The sequence below is a fragment of the Streptomyces sp. NPDC002825 genome (assembly GCF_040295385.1).
Classification (GTDB): domain Bacteria; phylum Actinomycetota; class Actinomycetes; order Streptomycetales; family Streptomycetaceae; genus Streptomyces.
Map to the genome: position 1 here is coordinate 71,086 of NZ_JBEOVH010000025.1, position 15,628 is coordinate 86,713.

The following is a 15,628-nucleotide window of genomic DNA, read 5'->3' on the forward strand; positions in this document are numbered from 1 at the left end:
GGGGCACGCGGCGTTCTGGCGTACAGACCCATGTCCCGGCGTTGAAAAGCGAGCGGTGGTCTCCCCGCCGGGGCCTACCCCGCAGTAAAGTTACCGGCTAGTCAGGGCAGTTGAGGCCGTCGAGTCAGGAAGCGGTCGAGGCGGTCGAGGCATCACAGGGCTCAACGCACCGTCGCACGACCTCAGTTCATCGCGCAGACCGAGGAGCCGCCCGTGTCCGTCGTCACCGCCGCATCCGGGGCCGAGTCCGCCGAGCCCGCCGAGCCGCACACGGTCGTCGTCGACGGCGTGGTGCGGGAGGCGTCCGTCCCCGCGCTCGTGCCGCAGGTGGCCCGCGGCTCGCTCGCCGACCTGCCGTACGACAACGCCCGCCAGGACCCCGAGGCCGTCGTCTTCTCCAGGAAGGGCGCCGACGGGCAGTGGCACGACGTCACCGCCGCCCGCTTCGCCGCCGAGGTGCACTCCGTCGCCAAGGGGCTCATCGCCCACGGCCTGCGCCCCGGCGACCGGCTCGCCCTCATGGCCCGCACCACCTACGAGTGGACCCTGATCGACTTCGCCGCCTGGGCCGCCGGACTCGTCACCGTCCCCGTCTACCCCACCTCCTCCGCCTTCCAGACCTGCTGGATCCTCCAGGACTCCGGCGCCACGGCCTGTGTCGTCGAGGACGCCGAGCAGGCGCGGCTGGTCTCCGCCGAGCGGCGCCAGCTGCCCGGCCTCGCCCACCTCTGGGTGCTCGGCACCGGTGCGGTCGACCAGCTCCGCAAGGCCGGCGCCCGGGTCGCCGACGAGGCCGTCACCGCCCGCCGGGGACTGCTCACGCCGGAGACCCTCGCCACCCTCATCTACACCTCCGGCACCACCGGCCGGCCCAAGGGCTGCGCCCTCACCCACGCCAACTTCTTCGCCGAGGTCGACAACGCCGTCCGGCTCCTCCACCCCGTCTTCGTCTCGGAGAGCAAGGAGCCCGCCGCCACCCTCCTCTTCCTGCCGCTCTCCCACGTCTTCGGCCGGATGGTCGCCATCGGCTGCGTCCGCGCCCGCGTCCGCGTCGGGCACGCGCCCTCCGTCGAGGGCGAGGAACTCCTCACCGACCTGGCCTCCTTCCGCCCCACCTTCCTCCTCGCCATCCCGTACGTCCTGGAGAAGGTCTTCAACAAGGCCCGCGCCACCGCCGAACGCGGCGGTAAGGCCGCCGCCTTCGACCGCGCCGCGAAGATCGCCCGGCGGTACGGGCACGAGGCCTCGCCCTCGCTGTCCCTGCGGGCCGCCCGGGCGCTGTACGACCCGCTCGTCTACCGCCGCATCCGCACCGCGCTCGGCGGCCGCGTGAGGTACGTGATCTGCGGCGGCTCCCCGCTCGGCGCGCCGCTCGCCGAGTTCTTCGCGGGCGCCGGCGTCGAGGTCTTCGAGGGGTACGGCCTGACGGAGACCACGGCCGCCGCCACGGTCACCCCGCCGCGCCTGCCGCGCTCCGGGACCGTCGGCCGGCCGCTGCCCGGCACGGCCGTCCGGATCGCCGACGACGGCGAGGTCTGGCTCAAGGGCGGCCACGTCTTCGCCGGCTACTGGGACGCGCAGCGCGGGGCGGCCCTGCCGTACACCGACGACGGCTGGTTCCCCACCGGCGACCTGGGCGCCCTGGACGCGGACGGCTATCTGCGGATCACGGGACGGAAGAAGGACATCCTCATCACCACGGCCGGCAAGAACGTCGCCCCGGCCCCGCTGGAGGACTGGTTGCGCGCCCACCCACTGGTCGCCCAGTGCATGGTGCTCGGCGACGACCGCCCGTACATCACGGCCCTGATCACCCTCGACCACGAGGGGCTGACGCACTGGCGGCGGATGCGCCGCAAGGACCATCTGGCGCTCTGGGAGCTGGCCCGGGACCCGGAGCTGCTCGCCGCGCTGCAGCGGGCGGTGGACGAGGCCAACCGGCTGGTCTCGCGGGCCGAGTCGATCCGCGCCTTCCGGGTCCTGACCTCCGAGTTCTCCGAGACGTCCGGGCATCTGACGCCGTCCCTGAAGCTCAGACGACGGGCGGTGCTGCGGGACTTCGCGCGGGACATCGACGAGATGTACGCGGAGTAGGGGGCGCATCCCGGGACGCGCCCCCGCGGTTCAGCGGGTGCCGCACCGGGGACGCGCCCCCGCGGTTCAGCGGGTGCCGCACCGGGGACGCGCCCCCGCGGTTCAGCAGGTGGCGTCGACCGGGTCGCCGTTGGCGGGCTGGTGCGTGGTCGCGGCGCGCAGCTGGTTGTAGTTGGCGACGTACGCGTCGTGGACCGCGGAGTCCTCGTACTGGAGCATCGTCTCGTCGCTCTGGCGCAGCGAGTTGGTGGACCAGTTGTGGCTTCCGGTCCACACGATCTTGCGGTCGGGGGTGTTGTAGTAGTTGCCCTCGACCAGCAGGTACTTGTCGTGGATCCAGGTGGAGTCCTTGCCGCAGTAGTACTTGGTGATGACGCCGTTGTAGGCGTTGGTCGTCCGGGCGAGGAGCTTCTCCAGGGAGGTCTTGGCCAGGCCGTTGGTGCCGTCGTAGGTGAGGGCGACCTCGACGTAGCAGCCCTGGGCGTCGAGCTCGACGAGCCGGTCCGCGAGGTAGGGGCGGGAGAAGATCGTCATGGCGACGCGGATGCGGGTGCGGTGGTTGTCGGCGGTGCCGACGACCGAGTTGCCGAAGCACTGCACGTGGTCGAGGACGGTGGCGACCGTGTCCTCGGCGGGGTCGTTGTAGAAGACGGAGTCGCTGGTCGCGGCGCGCGGGTAGAAGTGGATCTTCGCGTTGCCGGCGGCGACGGGAGGCCGGCCGGTGTCGTAGTAGTTGTTGTTCGGGACCTTGGCGGCGAGGTCGTCGAAGTAGCCGTTGTAGGCGTTGTAGATGCCGTCGTTGCCGGTCAGGACGAGGGCGTTGTTCCAGCCGAGGTAGCCGTCGCGGCCGGTGTGCAGGTTCGCCGAGGACTGCATGACGACGCGGGGCGTGCCGTTCGTCTCGGTGAAGAGGATGAACTTGTTGTGGTTGATGGCGTCGACGCCGCCCTTGGCCAGGGTGCCGATGCAGCCGCGGGCGGCACCGCAGTTGGTGACCCAGGACGGCTTGGAGGTGTCGGTGCCGAGCTTGGCGACGAGGGTGTTGTAGGAGCTGTAACCGGTGGCCTTGGCGTCGAAGACCGCCTGGACGTTCACACCCCGGTCGTGGGCGGCGGTCAGGGCGTTCGTGACCGTGGCGTCGTTCAGGTAGTAGTACGACAGCCGGATCCGGGAGCCGGCCGGGGCGCCGTCGATCAGCTCGATCTGCTTGTCGGCGATGGCCCTCTGCTGGGCCGCGGTGCCGATCGGGTTGTTGAAGACGGCCTGGGTCGTGACCGCCGTCGTGCCCGCCGTTTCGGCGCCGGCGGGCGCGGTGGAGAACGCGAGGGCGGTCGTCAGGAGCGCCGCCGCGAGGGAGGCGGCGCGAAGCGTGTGCCGGATGCGCATGGACTTCCTTTCGGATGCGGGACGTCCGTACGACATGCGCCCGGCCCCTCGGGTTGCGGCTCTTTTCGGTCAGGTCCGCGGCTCAGGGCCAGAGGAGTTCGCGGGTCCAGTCCCCGTCCGGCGTGCGGCGGTAGCGGAGGCGGACGTGGCGGCGGCGGGCGTCGCCCTGGAAGAACTCGACCTCGGCCGGTTCCACGACGTACAGGGTCCAGCTGGGCGCGGGCGCGTCCGGTTCCGCCTCGGCCCGGCGCCAGGCCGCCTCGCTCGCCTCGGCGAGGGCCCCGGGGGAGTCGAGGACCTCGCTCTGCCGGCCCACGAGCGCCGCGGCGAGGGCGCCGGTGGTGCGGGCGTGGAGGTCCTCGTACGCCTCCTCGGGGGTGCCGGTGGTGACGTGGCCCCGGACGCGGACCTGGCGGGCCTGGACCGGCCAGTAGAAGCCGAGCGCGGCCTCGGGGCGGGCGGCGAGCTGGCGGCCCTTGGCGCTTCCCGCGTGCGAGGCGAAGTGCCAGCCGCGGGCGTCGGCGTCGTGCAGCATCACCGTGCGGACGTCGGGCCTGCCGTCCTCGTCCACGGTGGCCAGGGAGAGGGTGTGCGGCTCGGTCTGGCCGGCCGCGACCGCCGTCGTGAACCAGTCGTGGAAGAGGGGGAGCGGCTCGGGCGGGGCGCCGGCCGGGTCGAAGGTGGGGAGTTCGGTGTCCCAGACCCTGAGGGAGCGGAGGGCGTGGTGGAAGTCGGTCATGCGGTCACGGTAGGGCGTGCGGCGGTGCCGGCGGCGGCCGGTGCCGTGTAGTCGACGAGCGGGACCGCGTGGGCCGCGGACTGGATGCCGTCGCGGATCTTCTTCGCGATGAGGTTCTTCCAGGGGGTCTTCGGCAGCGTGCGGACCATGAACATGCGCAGGGCGATCTTCCACCTGGAGCCGACGGTCATCTCCTTGACGAAGCCCTCGGCCATCTTCTGGTTCTGCTCGACGCCCGGCCGCATGTGCTGCTCGTAGCGGGCGTAGGCGACGGTGTGGTCGCCGCCGGCGCGGGCGAGTTCGCCCGCCAGGACGTAGGCGCCGATGAGGGCGAGGCCGGTGCCCTGGCCGGAGGCGGGGGAGGAGCAGTGGGCGGCGTCGCCGAGGAGGACGACGCGGCCGCTGGACCAGCTGTCCATCTCGACGAGGGACATGGAGTCGAGGTAGAAGTCGTCGGCGTCGGCGGCGTGTCCGAGGAGCCGGGGGATCTCCCAGCCGTCTCCTGCGAAGGTGTCGGTGAGCAGCCGCTTGTGGGCGGCCAGGTCCCGGTGGTCCTGCGGGAGTTCCTTCTCCGAGGAGAAGACGAAGAGGTTCTTGGCGTCGGTCTCGCCCGACGAGCTGTAGACGCAGACCAGCTTCCCCGGGAGCGCGTGGTACGTCTCCCAGCGGTCCAGGCCCAGGTGGTTGGGGGCGGTGAAGATGGAGATGTACGCGCCGAGGTGGCGCTTGAACCGCTCCTCCGGGCCGAAGGCGAGCCGCCGGGTGTTCGAGTGGAGTCCGTCGGCGCCGACGACCAGGTCGAAGCGGCGGACGGTGCCGGACTCGAAGGTGACGGTGACGCCGTCGGCGTCCGCGGGGTCGTCGGCGATCGCGGCGATCGAGTCGCCGAAGACGTACTCGACGTCCTCGCGGGTGCGCTCGTACAGGATGCGGGCGAGCTCGCCGCGCATGATCTCGTCGTCCTCCTCGACGCGCCCGCCGAAGATGTCGGCGGGCAGCTCGCCGATGGTGCGGCCGGCGTCGTCGACGTACGAACCGCCGCGCATGTCGGTGGACTTGGCGCGGATCTCGTCGAGGATCCCCATCCGGCGGCAGACCTCGATCGCGGTGCCCCGGATGTCGACCTTGTAGCCGCCGGTGCGCAGTTCGGGAGCGCGCTCGACGACGGTGGGGGCGAAGCCGTAGCGGTGCAGCCAGAGGGCGAGGGCGGGGCCGGCGATCGAGGCGCCGGAGATCAGGACGGTCCGGGCGGTCTTCGTGCTGCTGGTCATGGCAGGACTCCTTGTCGGGTGTCTGCGGGCCGTTCCCCTGCCCGCGGACATGACTATACGGATGTCCTACACGCTTGTCTATGACGCTTGTATAGATCCTTGGCCGGGGGTCAGCCGCGGCCGAGCACCACCGTCCCCGAGGAGCAGAACCAGCCCCCCGTCCCCGAGGCCACCGCCAGCTCCGGCAGCGAACCGTCCGGCCGCCGCACCTGCAGGCCCGGCGCCTCGCCGCGCAGTTGGCGCACCGCCTCCACCAGCAGGAACAGGCCCCGCATCCCCGGGTGGCAGGCCGAAAGCCCGCCGCCGTCCGTGTTCACGGGGAGGCCGTCCTTCTCCTGGACGAAGGCCCCGCCCTCGCCCTTGGCGCAGAAGCCCAGGTCCTCCAGGGTCACCAGGGTCATGTAGGTGAAGGCGTCGTAGATCTCGGCGACGTCGATGTCCGCGGGCCGCACGCCCGCCCGCTCGAAGGCGAGCCGGCCGCTGACGGCCGCAGGGGAGACCGTGAAGTCCTCCCACTCGGACATCGTGGTGTGCGAGACGTGCTCGCCCGTGCCGAGCACCCAGACCGGGGCCGTACGGCAGTCCTGGACGTACTCCTCGGCCACGAGCAGCACCGCGCAGCCGCCGTCGCTGCGGATGCAGCAGTGCAGCTTGGTGAAGGGGTCCGCGATCACCGGCCCGTCCAGGACCTCGTCGACGGTGATCGGCTCGCGGAACATCGCCTCCGGGTTGAGCGCGGCGTTCGCCCGCGCCCGCACCGCCACCTCGGCGAGCTGCTCCAGGGTCGTGCCGTACTCGTGCATGTGACGGCGGGCGGCCATCGCGTACTTGGCGATCAGGGTGTGCCCGTACGGGACCTCGAACTGGAGCGGGCCGCGCGCGCCGAAGGAGAGGTTCGAGGTGCGGCGCCGGGCCCGGATGTCGGCGCGGGCGGTGGAACCGTACACGAGCAGGACCGCGTTCGCGTGGCCCGCGGCGATCGCGTCGGCGGCGTGCGCGGCCATGACCTCCCAGGTGGCGCCGCCGACGGCGGTCGAGTCCACCCAGCGGGGGCGCAGGCCCAGGTACTCGGCGACCTCGACCGGGGCGAGCGTGCCGAGGCCCGCCGAGGCCAGGCCGTCGACGAGCGAGCGGTCGAGCCCGCTGTCGGCCAGGGCGCGCCGGGCGGCCTGGGCGTGCAGGGCGTACGGGGTGGCCTCGTCGACCCGGCCGCAGTCGGAGAGGGAGACGCCGACGACGGCGACGCGGCGGGAGCTGCGTGTGGTGGTGGGCATGAATCTGACGGTACATCAGATTCTTTGAATCGGGACCGGCCCTTCTCTGGGCAACCGGCCCCGCACCGCCCTAGCATGACGCACCGTCAGATACGGAGGAAGCTCCATGGACACCTCGCCATCCGCCCCGCCGGCGGAACCGCTCACCGTCCCGCTCACCCAGGAGCAGCAGGAGATCCGCCGCACCCTGCGCGAGCTGCTCACCCGGCGGCCCGGACCGGGCGCGCACCACACGGCCACCGACGGGCACGACCCCGCGCTCTGGAGCCGGACGGGCCTCGCCGGACTCACCCTCCCCGAGGAGTACGGAGGCGCCGGCCACGGCCCCGTCGCCCTCGCCCTCGCCTGCGAGGAGACCGGCCGCGCCCTCGCCCCTTCGCCGCTCCTCGCCACCACCGTCCTCGCCACCCCGCTCCTCGCCGCCCTCGGCACCCCCGCCCAGCGCGCCGCACTCCTCCCGCGCATCGCCGCGGGCCGCCTGACCTGCGCCCTCGCCCTCCCCGCCGCCCCCGCCCTCGCCCTCGGCCTCACCGGCGACAACACCGCCGGGGACTGGGCCGGCGGCGGCCGGGCCGGCGGCGTCCAGGCCGCGCGCGCGGCGGACGGCGGCTGGCGCCTCTACGGTGAGGCCGCCCGGGTCGTCGACGGGCACAGCGCCGGACTGCTCCTCGTCGCCGCCCACGCCGGCGGCTTCGCCCGCAGCCGCACCCTCCTCTTCCTCGTCCCCGCGGACGCCCCCGGGCTCGTACGGAGCCGGGAGCCCGCCCTCGACGTCACCCGGAGCCTCGCCACCGTCCAGTTCCGGGACGCCGCCGCCGAGCTCCTCGGCGAGGAACCCGCCGACGTCCCCGGGGCCCTCGCCGCCACCGGCCGTACCGCGGCCGTCATGCTCGCCGCCGAGGCCGTCGGCACCGCGGCGGCCGCCCTCGACCGCGCGGTGGAGCACCTCGGCTCCCGGGAACGGGCGGCCAGGCACCGCCTCGCCGACCTGTACGTCCAGGTCGAGGCGGCCCGCGCGCTCACCTACTGCGCGGCCCGCGAACCCGGCCCCGGACCCGAGGGCGGGCCGCTCGCCCTCGCCCACGCCCTGGAGGCCCTGCGCGCCACCGCCGACGAGTCCCACGCCTGGGAGGGCGAGCCGCACCTCTGCTTCAGGCGGGCCGCCTCCGACGAACTGCTCTTCGGCCCCGCCAGGCGGCTGCGCGCCCGCGCCGCGGAACGCACCGGACTCTTCGGAGAGGAGGCGGCGTAGATGCCCGTCGGAAGGAAGCTCGTGCAGAAGGTGTCCTCGACCCGCGCCTTCGCCAGGGTCGCCCCGCACGTCATCCCGGCCATGGACCGGGCCGTGCACCGGCTGACCAGGGGAAAAGTGCTGCTCAGCGCCCGGATGCTGCCCGGCGTGATCCTCACCGCCCGGGGTGCGAGGAGCGGCCGGCCGCGGGTCACCCCGCTGGCGTGCATGCCCGAGGGGGACGGCCGCTGGCTCCTGATCGGCTCCAACTTCGGCCGCCCGGGGCACCCGGCCTGGACGGCGAACCTGCTCGCCCATCCGGACGCCGAGGTCAACTGGCGGGGCGAGGACGTACCCGTACGGGCGGAGCTGCTCACGGGCGAGGAGCGGGCGGCGGCGTGGAAGGCGGCGCTCGCGTTCTGGCCGCCGTACGCCACGTACCAGGCGCGGATCGAACGCGAGATCCGGCTCTTCCGGCTGACACGGAGATGAGTGCCCGGACATGAGAACCGGCCCCGGCTCGGGGACTCGCCGAGGCCCCGGCCCCGGGGAGCCGCCGAGGCCCCGGACACGGCGACGCCGACGGCGGTCCCGCTCCGGTTCGGGGGAGCGGGCCGCCGCCGGCGTCGGCGACAGGACGGGTGAAGGAGAGGGGTCTCGGGCTATCTGGTCGGCTTCTTGCCGGTGATGCCCAGGTGCACCAACAGGGCGAGGTTCGGCTTGAGTTCGGCCTGCTTCACGCCCCAGGTCTGGAAGCCCTTCTGGTGACCGGCGACCGAGGCCAGCATCGCCACCAGGGAGCCGGCCATCGCCGCGGGGCTCACGTCCTTGTCGACCTTGCCCTTGGTCTGGAGCTCCTTCACCGCGTCCGTGAGGGAGTTGGTGACCGAGTTCAGGATCTTCATGCGGATCTTGTAGAACCGCTTGTCGCCCTCGGCGGCGCCGAGGTCCACGACCCGCAGGATCGCGTCGTGCTTCCGCCAGAAGTCCAGGAAGCCCTCGACGAGTTCCTCGGAGGTCTGCCAGCCGGCCTTGCCGACCCAGGAGCGGCCGGAGACCAGCTCGGTCAACGCGGCGCCCTCCTTGGCCATTTCCTCCGCGATCTCGAGGACCGCTCCCTCGACGTCCGGGAAGTACTGGTAGAACGTCGCGGGTGAAGTCCCCGCCTTGCGGGCCACATCGATGACCTTGACGTCCCGGTAGGGCGAGGAGCTGAGCATCTCACCGAGGCAGTCGAGCAGCTTCTGCCGCGTCGCCTGACCGCGTCGTCCGGCCACGCGGCCGTCGACGGTGCGTACTTGTCCTGTCATGCCGTCAGCTTACCGAGGGGGGGTCGGCGCGCGATTCGGCCGACTGCAAATGGGGTGCACGGCCGTTCTGCGAGGTCGGGGAGGGTCCCGGCGCGGGAGCATGGGGGCGGGTTCGCGCCACTTCGGGCCGGCCGGCGGATCCTCGTGCCCGACCCGTACTCCGGCCCTACCCGAATAGGCTTATGAACAGGCTGTGGACAACTTCGGTGGACAACCCCGGCACCGCAAGGGTTCCACCCCGATAAATCGCCTCTTTGTTCGTATGTCGGGGCGTGCGGGACCGCCCCCGCCGTCCTAGCGTGGGGACATGGCCGTACGTACTGAGGGCACCCCCTGCTGGGTGGACGCACAGCTCCCCGACCTCGAAGCGGGCAAGCGCTTCTACGGCGAGCTCTTCGGCTGGACCTTCGACCCCGACCGCGACGAGGCCTTCCTCGACGGCCGCCGGGTCGCCGGGCTCGTCCCCAAGCGCGACGGACGCATGCCCACCACCTGGACCCTCTACCTCGCCACCGACGACGCGGGCACCCTCGCCGCCCGCATCAAGGCCGCCGGCGGGCAGATGGTCATGGAGCCCTACCCCGTCGGCCCCTTCGGCATCTACGCGCTCGCCGCCGACCCCGGCGGCGCCGTCTTCGGCATCCGCCAGGAGGGCGACCCCGACGGCTTCGAGGTCACGAACGAACCCGGCGCCTTCTGCTGGATGGAGATCTACACCCGCCGCCCGGAGGCCGTCGACACCTTCTACGCCACCGTCTTCGGCTACCTCGGCCGCCAGGCGGACGCCGAGGAGGAGGGCAGGGACGCCGACTTCGACTACCGCGTCTGGTCGCCCCCCGGCTCCCGGCCCGGCGACGACAGCGCCTTCGGCGGACGGGCCGTGATCACCGACGACTTCCCCGCCGAGATGCCCGGCCACGTCCTCGTGTACTTCGCCGTCGACGACTGCGACGCGGCCTGCGACACCACCGTCCGGCTCGGCGGCCGCGTCGCCACCCCGGCCTTCGACACCCCGCACGGCCGCATCGCCGTCCTCCACGACAACCAGGGCGCCCGCTTCGCCGTCCTCGCGGAACCGAAACCTGCCGCTACGGACTGATCCGTCCCCGCCTGTACCGCCCGGTACCCCCCGTACCGCAGCACCCCTGTATGAGGTGTGACACCCCGATCCGCCCCCGGGTTCGCAACCGGGCCCTCGGACAGGAAGAATCAGGGTCCACGGGGCCGTACCCTCATGGCCCGTACGGGGAGGTGGCAGGCAAGTGGAACAGCTGACGCAGCACGACCCGAGACGTATCGGGCCCTTCGAGGTGCTGGGCCGGCTCGGCGCGGGCGGAATGGGCCTGGTCTATCTCGCGCGCTCGGCCTCGGGCCGGCGCGTGGCGATCAAGACCGTGCGCACGGAGCTCGCGGAGGACCAGCTGTTCCGGGTCCGCTTCACCCGGGAGGTGGAGGCCGCCCGGGCGGTCTCCGGCTTCTACACGGCCGCCGTCGTCGACGCCGACCCGCGCGCCGCCGTGCCCTGGCTGGCCACCGCCTACGTCCCGGCGCCCTCCCTCGAAGAGATAGTGAACGAGTGCGGGCCGCTCCCGGCCCAGGCCGTCCGCTGGCTCGCCGCGGGCGTCGCCGAGGCCCTGCAGTCCATCCACGGCGCGGGCCTGGTCCACCGCGACCTCAAGCCCTCCAACGTCCTCGTCGTCGAGGACGGCCCCCGGGTGATCGACTTCGGCATCGCGTCCGGCGTCTCCAACACGCGGCTGACCATGACCAACGTCGCCGTCGGCACCCCGGCCTACATGTCGCCCGAGCAGGCCCGCGACTCGCGCAGCGTCACCGGCGCCAGCGACGTCTTCTCGCTCGGCTCGATGCTGGTCTTCGCCGCCACCGGACACGCGCCCTTCCACGGCGCCAACCCGGTCGAGACCGTCTTCATGCTGCTCCGCGAGGGCCCGGACCTGGAGGGCCTCCCGGACGAGCTGCGGCCGCTCATCGACTCCTGCATGCAGATGGACGTCAGCCGCCGGCCCACCCCGGCCGACCTCCAGGCGCAGCTCGCCCCGCACCTCTTCGGCCCCGGCAGCGACGACAGCGGCACCGCCTCCGCGTGGCTGCCGCAGAGCGCCACCGCCATGATCGAGCGGCGTCGCGGCGGCGGCCGCCAGGCGCCCCCGGTCACCGCGCCGCGGCCCCCGGCGGACCCGCCGGGCCCCCGCCACGACCCGCGCTTCCCGGCGCGTCCGGACGCGGCGCCCGAGCGGCCCGAGCACGCGCCGGAGCACGCGCCCGTCGGCGGCCGGCACGCCGGCCCCGCCGAGAGCGCGGGCGGTCCCGTGCGCCTCGGCGGCGCGACCGTGCCGATCGGCCCCGGCCCCCGGGTCGCCGACACCCGGGCGGCGCTCGCCGTCGGCCGGGGCGCCGACGCGGGCCCCGCGACCGGCTGGATCCGCCCGCCCGGCGGCGGCCCGCACGGAGCCGAGTCCGGTGCGGCACCGGGGCCCGGCCCGCAGAACGTCCCCGCGCAGGGGACCGGGCAGGGGACCGGTCAGCAGCCCCCGCCGGAGCCCGGCCACTGGCGGCCCTGGCGCTTCCGGATGTCGAACGACGTCTGGGGCACCCCGGTCGTCGACGGCGACCTGCTGTACGTGACCTCCTTCGAGGTGCACGCCCTGGACACGGGCAGCGGCCGGCGCCAGTTCAAGACCCGGGACGTCGCCTGGTCGATGGCGGTCTCCTCGGGCCGCATCCACGCCTCCGACGGCCCCACCCTGTACGCGCTCGACGCCGGCGACGGCAGCGAGCGCTGGCGGCTGCACACGGACGCCTGGGTGTACTCCCTCCAGGTCGACCGGGGCACCGTCGTCACCGGTACGCGCGGCGGCGGGGTGCAGGGCTGGGAGGCTTCCAACGGCGCCAAGCTGTGGGAGGTCACCGGCGCCCAGACCGACTTCGAGACCCCGGAGGCGGGGCCCGCCGTCCACGGCGACACTGTGTACGTCTGGCGGGACGCCCGGCTCCAGGCCCTCGACGCCCGCACGGGCGTGGAGCGCTGGTCGTACCCGATCGGCGACGCCGCCTCCTGCGGCAACGTGCCGGTCCGGGTCGCCCCGGCCGAGGACGGCTGTGTGTACGTCTCCGCCGGGACCCGGGTCCTGTCGATCGACATCGCCGCCGGCCACGTCCGCTGGCACTTCGAGGCGCCGGCCGTGTTCCTCTCCCCGCCCACGTTCGCGCCGGGACCGGCCGTCACCGGTGGCGGGGTGTACCTCTCGGACCACCTCGGCACGGTGTACGCGCTCGACGCCACCACCGGGCAGGACCGCTGGCGGATCGCGACCGAGCCGCGCCAGGCCACCGAGCCGGTGCTCGTCGCCGACGGCAACGTGCACGTCGGCAGCGGCAGCGCGCTCTACACGCTCGACGCGGTCACCGGCACGCCCCGGTGGCGGTTCGCGGCGGGCGGCGAGCTGGTCGGCTCCCCGGTCGTCGCCGACGGCCGGGTGCACTTCGGCTCGGCCGACCACGTCCTGTACACCCTGGACGCGACCGGCGGGCAGCTCCGCTGGAAGCTCGCGACCGGCGGCGAGATCACCGGCTCGCCGGTGGCGAAGGGCGGGGTCGTGTACGCGTGCAGCAAGGACCGCTGCGTGTACGCGCTGGACGCGGTCAAGGGCACGGCGACGGGCCGGGGCGCGGCGGCGCCGCGGGCCTAGCTCCTGTCGGGACCCGGGGGGCCGTCCTGCCTGGGCGGCTCCTGCGGGGACCACGTGAGCGTCTGCTCCCGGTCGGTGGGGGGCCGGTCGGGCGTGCGGTCCGGCGGGGGCCGGTCCGTCGAAGGTCCCGGCGGTCCCGGCGGTGGCCCGGTCCGGGGCGGGTGCGCGCGCCCCGGTGGCCCGTCCACCCGGTGCGTGCGGCTCTTGCGGCCGGACATGACGAGCGCGCCGAGGAGCAGCAGGATCCCGCCGCCGAAGGCGTTCGCGACCCCGTCGCCGAGGCCCGTGCCGTCGGCGTCGATGGTGAGGCTGCCCTCCGCCTCCCCGACCCGCACCATCCACAGGATCGTGAAGCCGAGGACGACGAGCCCGGCGAAGGCGACGAGCAGCCGGGACCGGAGCACCACGCCGACCACGGTGACGAGGGCCGCGAAGGCGAAGGGCAGCAGGATCGAGCCCAGGACGTCGGCCTTCGCGTCGGTGATGCCGGTGAACAGGTCCCCGATCGCGTAGTCGCGACCGTGACGGCCGTCGTACCAGGCACGGAAGGGGCTCCAGACGGCGGCCGTCGCTCCGGCGAGAGCCAGGACGGAGCCGACGATGTTGCGGATCATCGCAGCGGCCTCCTCGCGGGTGCGGCTCTCGTTCCCGACGCTACGCCGGGTGAGGGGCCCCCGCCATGCGGCGCAGCCCCGCCCTCTAGGGTGGCGCGGACACGACACTCAGATGGGATGGCGGCGATGGTACGGACACGCCTGAAGCTCGCGGCGACGCTCACGGTGGTGGTCCTCGCGCTGACCGGGTTCCACACCGGCAAGGGCGGCCACGGCAGCAGCGGCGGCAGCGGGAAGAGCAAGAGCGGCAAGAGCAAGAGCCGGAGCCACTCGGACTCCGACGACGATTCGGGCGGCGGCTGCTCCAGCGACGAGCAGGGCAACAACGACTACAGCGGCTCGGGCGGTTCGACGCCCAGCGCGAGCCCTTCGCCCACCTCCGCGACGGTGGAGGTCGTGGTCGTCGACTGTGTGAAGCCGGCCCAGAAGAAGCGCAAGGGGAAGCCCGCCCGCAAGGCGGACACCACGTCGACCCTGAAGATCACCTCGCACGACGCGCTGCCCGGGACGTACGAGGTGACGCTGGAGTTCAAGGGCGTCACGGGTTCGGCGGTCGACTCGACCACGGCCCTCGTCACCGTCGGAGCCTACGGAGACAAGACCTTCGAGGTCGCGATGAAGAACCCCAGGGCCGTCGACAAGGTGAAGCACTGCTACGTGTACGACGTGCGCGCGAAGGCGACCGCCTCGACGAGCCCCTCTTCGAGCGCCTCCCCGAGCAGCTGACCGCTTCCGCGACCGCCTCCCCGAACAGCTGACGTCTTGGCCGTCGCGGCCGCTACCGGAGCCGGTACGCGCCGCTCCTGCGGGTGAACAGCTCGCCCTGCCGGTCCGCCGGCAGGTTCCCGAGCGTCACCAGGTGCGGGGCGTGGGCGAGGGCCGGGGTGCGGGAGGCGTCCTTCGTGGACCAGAGGGCCCGGACCGTGCCCTGGACGGCCTCGGTCGGGTACGAGGCGATGACGGCGGCGGCTTCGCGGGCGGCATCGAGGGCTCGGCCGGGCTCCGTCACCTCGCTGACCAGTCCCGTCTCGTACGCGCGCCGGGCGGAGATCCGTTCGGCGGTGCCCATGAGGGCCATCCGGGCGATTTCCCCGTACGGCATCCGCTGCGCCATGTGGATGGTCTCGAAGGCGCTGACCATCCCGTAGGTGGTGTGCGGGTCGAAGAAGGTGGCGTTCTCGCCCGCGATCAGGAACTCCGCCTCGCCGAGCAGGTAGAAGGCGCCGCCGCAGGCCATGCCCTCGACGGCGGCGATCACCGGTTTCCACAGGTCGTTCGCCTTGGGGCCGATGGTGAGGAGCGGGTCGTCGATCGTGTACGGGGAGGAGGGCTGCGGGATCCTTCCGGCGTCCTCGCGGTCGATCCCGGTGCAGAAGGCCCGCCCGCCGGCCCCGGTGACGACGATCGCCCGGACCTCGTCCTCGTACCGGAAACCCCGCCAGATGGCGGTGAGTTCGCGGGCCATCTCCAGGGTGACGGAGTTGTGCTTCTCGGGCCGGTCGAGGATGACGACAGCGACCCCGGTCTCCTTGTCGCGCTCGACCCGGATGCCGCCGGCTCCGTGGGTGCTCATGCGCGCTCCAGGAGCCAGCGGGGGACGGCGATGCCGTCGATCTCGGTGAAGGCGACCCGGACGGGGGCGCCGATGCGGAGCCGGGCCGGGTCGACCGAGTTCAGGGGGGCGTCGGGGGAGGCGACGACGTTGCCGGCGAGGCGGATGCGGGGGGCGTCGGCGAGTTCGACGAGCACCGCGTTGTACGGGGCCTGGGCGGCGTAGTCGGGCAGGAGCGGCGGGTGGGGGAGGACGTACGACCAGATCCGGCCGCGTCCGGACATGAGCCGCCACTCGCTGTCGAAGGACCGGCAGTGCGGGCAGCAGGGGCGGGGCGGGAAGCGGAGCTCGCCGCAGTGGGCGCAGGCCTGGACGCGGAGTTCGCCCCGGGCGGCGTACTCCCAGAAGGGAGCGCCGTCCTCGTCGACGACCGGTGTCAGCATGACG

At 73.3% G+C, this 15,628-nt stretch carries 14 protein-coding genes; 6 read left to right on the forward strand and 8 right to left on the reverse strand.

Annotation, left to right across the window (positions count from 1 at the left end):
• Positions 1 to 213: 213 nt before the first annotated feature.
• Positions 214 to 2,094: an AMP-dependent synthetase/ligase gene (locus ABT041_RS27560; RefSeq protein ID WP_351189084.1), complete on the forward strand. Its 1,881-nt coding sequence runs from the start codon at positions 214 to 216 to the stop codon at positions 2,092 to 2,094.
• 102 nt (positions 2,095 to 2,196) lie between these two features.
• Here the strand turns inward: ABT041_RS27560 and ABT041_RS27565 are convergent, their stop codons facing one another.
• From ABT041_RS27565 to ABT041_RS27580, 4 genes are all read right to left on the reverse strand, one after another.
• Entirely contained in the window at positions 2,197 to 3,480 is a 1,284-nt protein-coding gene (locus tag ABT041_RS27565) for a phospholipase D-like domain-containing protein (RefSeq protein ID WP_351189087.1), read from the reverse strand.
• Between the two features lie 82 nt (positions 3,481 to 3,562).
• Complete coding sequence (locus ABT041_RS27570; protein WP_351189089.1) at positions 3,563 to 4,219, reverse strand: pyridoxine/pyridoxamine 5'-phosphate oxidase; 657 nt, start codon at positions 4,217 to 4,219, stop codon at positions 3,563 to 3,565.
• Entirely contained in the window at positions 4,216 to 5,490 is a 1,275-nt protein-coding gene (locus tag ABT041_RS27575; RefSeq protein WP_351189092.1) for an FAD-dependent monooxygenase, read from the reverse strand. Before ABT041_RS27575 ends, ABT041_RS27570 begins: the two co-directional genes overlap by 4 nt.
• Positions 5,491 to 5,600: 110 nt before the next feature.
• Positions 5,601 to 6,764 carry a thiolase C-terminal domain-containing protein gene (locus ABT041_RS27580; RefSeq protein ID WP_351189094.1) on the reverse strand — a complete coding sequence of 388 codons (1,164 nt, stop codon included), beginning with the start codon at positions 6,762 to 6,764 and terminating at the stop codon, positions 5,601 to 5,603.
• A 106-nt stretch (positions 6,765 to 6,870) separates the two neighbouring features.
• On the opposite strand from ABT041_RS27580, the gene ABT041_RS27585 reads away from it, so the two are divergent.
• The gene (locus tag ABT041_RS27585; protein ID WP_351189097.1) at positions 6,871 to 8,016 is read left to right on the forward strand and encodes an acyl-CoA dehydrogenase family protein; all 1,146 of its coding nucleotides are present in this window, start codon (positions 6,871 to 6,873) and stop codon (positions 8,014 to 8,016) included.
• Complete coding sequence (locus tag ABT041_RS27590; protein ID WP_351189099.1) at positions 8,017 to 8,487, forward strand: nitroreductase family deazaflavin-dependent oxidoreductase; 471 nt, start codon at positions 8,017 to 8,019, stop codon at positions 8,485 to 8,487. It begins immediately after the preceding gene.
• 170 nt (positions 8,488 to 8,657) lie between these two features.
• On the opposite strand, the gene ABT041_RS27595 is transcribed toward ABT041_RS27590, so the two are convergent.
• On the reverse strand, positions 8,658 to 9,305 hold the full coding sequence (locus ABT041_RS27595; RefSeq protein ID WP_351189101.1) for a TetR family transcriptional regulator: 648 nt from the start codon (positions 9,303 to 9,305) through the stop codon (positions 8,658 to 8,660).
• Between the two features lie 307 nt (positions 9,306 to 9,612).
• On the opposite strand from ABT041_RS27595, the gene ABT041_RS27600 reads away from it, so the two are divergent.
• Both ABT041_RS27600 and afsK read left to right on the forward strand, forming a co-directional pair.
• Positions 9,613 to 10,404, forward strand: a complete 792-nt coding sequence (locus ABT041_RS27600) for a VOC family protein (protein ID WP_351189103.1) — start codon at positions 9,613 to 9,615, stop codon at positions 10,402 to 10,404.
• Positions 10,405 to 10,567: 163 nt separating this feature from the next.
• Positions 10,568 to 13,015: a protein serine/threonine kinase AfsK gene (afsK, locus tag ABT041_RS27605; RefSeq protein ID WP_351189105.1), complete on the forward strand. Its 2,448-nt coding sequence runs from the start codon at positions 10,568 to 10,570 to the stop codon at positions 13,013 to 13,015.
• Here the strand turns inward: afsK and ABT041_RS27610 are convergent.
• Positions 13,012 to 13,629, reverse strand: a complete 618-nt coding sequence (locus tag ABT041_RS27610; protein ID WP_351189107.1) for a hypothetical protein — start codon at positions 13,627 to 13,629, stop codon at positions 13,012 to 13,014. The genes afsK and ABT041_RS27610 overlap by 4 nt on opposite strands.
• 126 nt (positions 13,630 to 13,755) lie before the next feature.
• On the opposite strand from ABT041_RS27610, the gene ABT041_RS27615 reads away from it, so the two are divergent.
• On the forward strand, positions 13,756 to 14,355 hold the full coding sequence (locus ABT041_RS27615) for a hypothetical protein (protein WP_351189109.1): 600 nt from the start codon (positions 13,756 to 13,758) through the stop codon (positions 14,353 to 14,355).
• A gap of 52 nt (positions 14,356 to 14,407) precedes the next feature.
• On the opposite strand, the gene ABT041_RS27620 is transcribed toward ABT041_RS27615, so the two are convergent.
• Entirely contained in the window at positions 14,408 to 15,202 is a 795-nt protein-coding gene (locus ABT041_RS27620) for an enoyl-CoA hydratase/isomerase family protein (RefSeq protein ID WP_351189112.1), read from the reverse strand.
• A complete protein-coding gene (locus tag ABT041_RS27625; protein WP_351189114.1) occupies positions 15,199 to 15,624 on the reverse strand; it encodes a Zn-ribbon domain-containing OB-fold protein in 426 nt (141 codons plus the stop codon). The genes ABT041_RS27620 and ABT041_RS27625 overlap by 4 nt, the downstream gene beginning before the upstream one ends.
• Positions 15,625 to 15,628 lie beyond the last annotated feature (4 nt).

Bases quoted from the DNA above. Each gene is read 5' to 3' on its own strand.
- ABT041_RS27615 (WP_351189109.1), top strand. From the start codon at position 13,756: ATGGTACGGACACGCCTGAAGCTCGCGGCGACGCTCACGGTGGTGGTC.
- ABT041_RS27565 (WP_351189087.1), bottom strand. From the start codon at position 3,480: ATGCGCATCCGGCACACGCTTCGCGCCGCCTCCCTCGCGGCGGCGCTC.
- ABT041_RS27610 (WP_351189107.1), bottom strand. From the start codon at position 13,629: ATGATCCGCAACATCGTCGGCTCCGTCCTGGCTCTCGCCGGAGCGACG.
- ABT041_RS27600 (WP_351189103.1), top strand. From the start codon at position 9,613: ATGGCCGTACGTACTGAGGGCACCCCCTGCTGGGTGGACGCACAGCTC.
- ABT041_RS27585 (WP_351189097.1), top strand. From the start codon at position 6,871: ATGGACACCTCGCCATCCGCCCCGCCGGCGGAACCGCTCACCGTCCCG.
- ABT041_RS27570 (WP_351189089.1), bottom strand. From the start codon at position 4,219: ATGACCGACTTCCACCACGCCCTCCGCTCCCTCAGGGTCTGGGACACC.
- ABT041_RS27595 (WP_351189101.1), bottom strand. From the start codon at position 9,305: ATGACAGGACAAGTACGCACCGTCGACGGCCGCGTGGCCGGACGACGC.
- ABT041_RS27580 (WP_351189094.1), bottom strand. From the start codon at position 6,764: ATGCCCACCACCACACGCAGCTCCCGCCGCGTCGCCGTCGTCGGCGTC.
- ABT041_RS27590 (WP_351189099.1), top strand. From the start codon at position 8,017: ATGCCCGTCGGAAGGAAGCTCGTGCAGAAGGTGTCCTCGACCCGCGCC.
- ABT041_RS27625 (WP_351189114.1), bottom strand. From the start codon at position 15,624: ATGCTGACACCGGTCGTCGACGAGGACGGCGCTCCCTTCTGGGAGTAC.
- ABT041_RS27575 (WP_351189092.1), bottom strand. From the start codon at position 5,490: ATGACCAGCAGCACGAAGACCGCCCGGACCGTCCTGATCTCCGGCGCC.
- ABT041_RS27620 (WP_351189112.1), bottom strand. From the start codon at position 15,202: ATGAGCACCCACGGAGCCGGCGGCATCCGGGTCGAGCGCGACAAGGAG.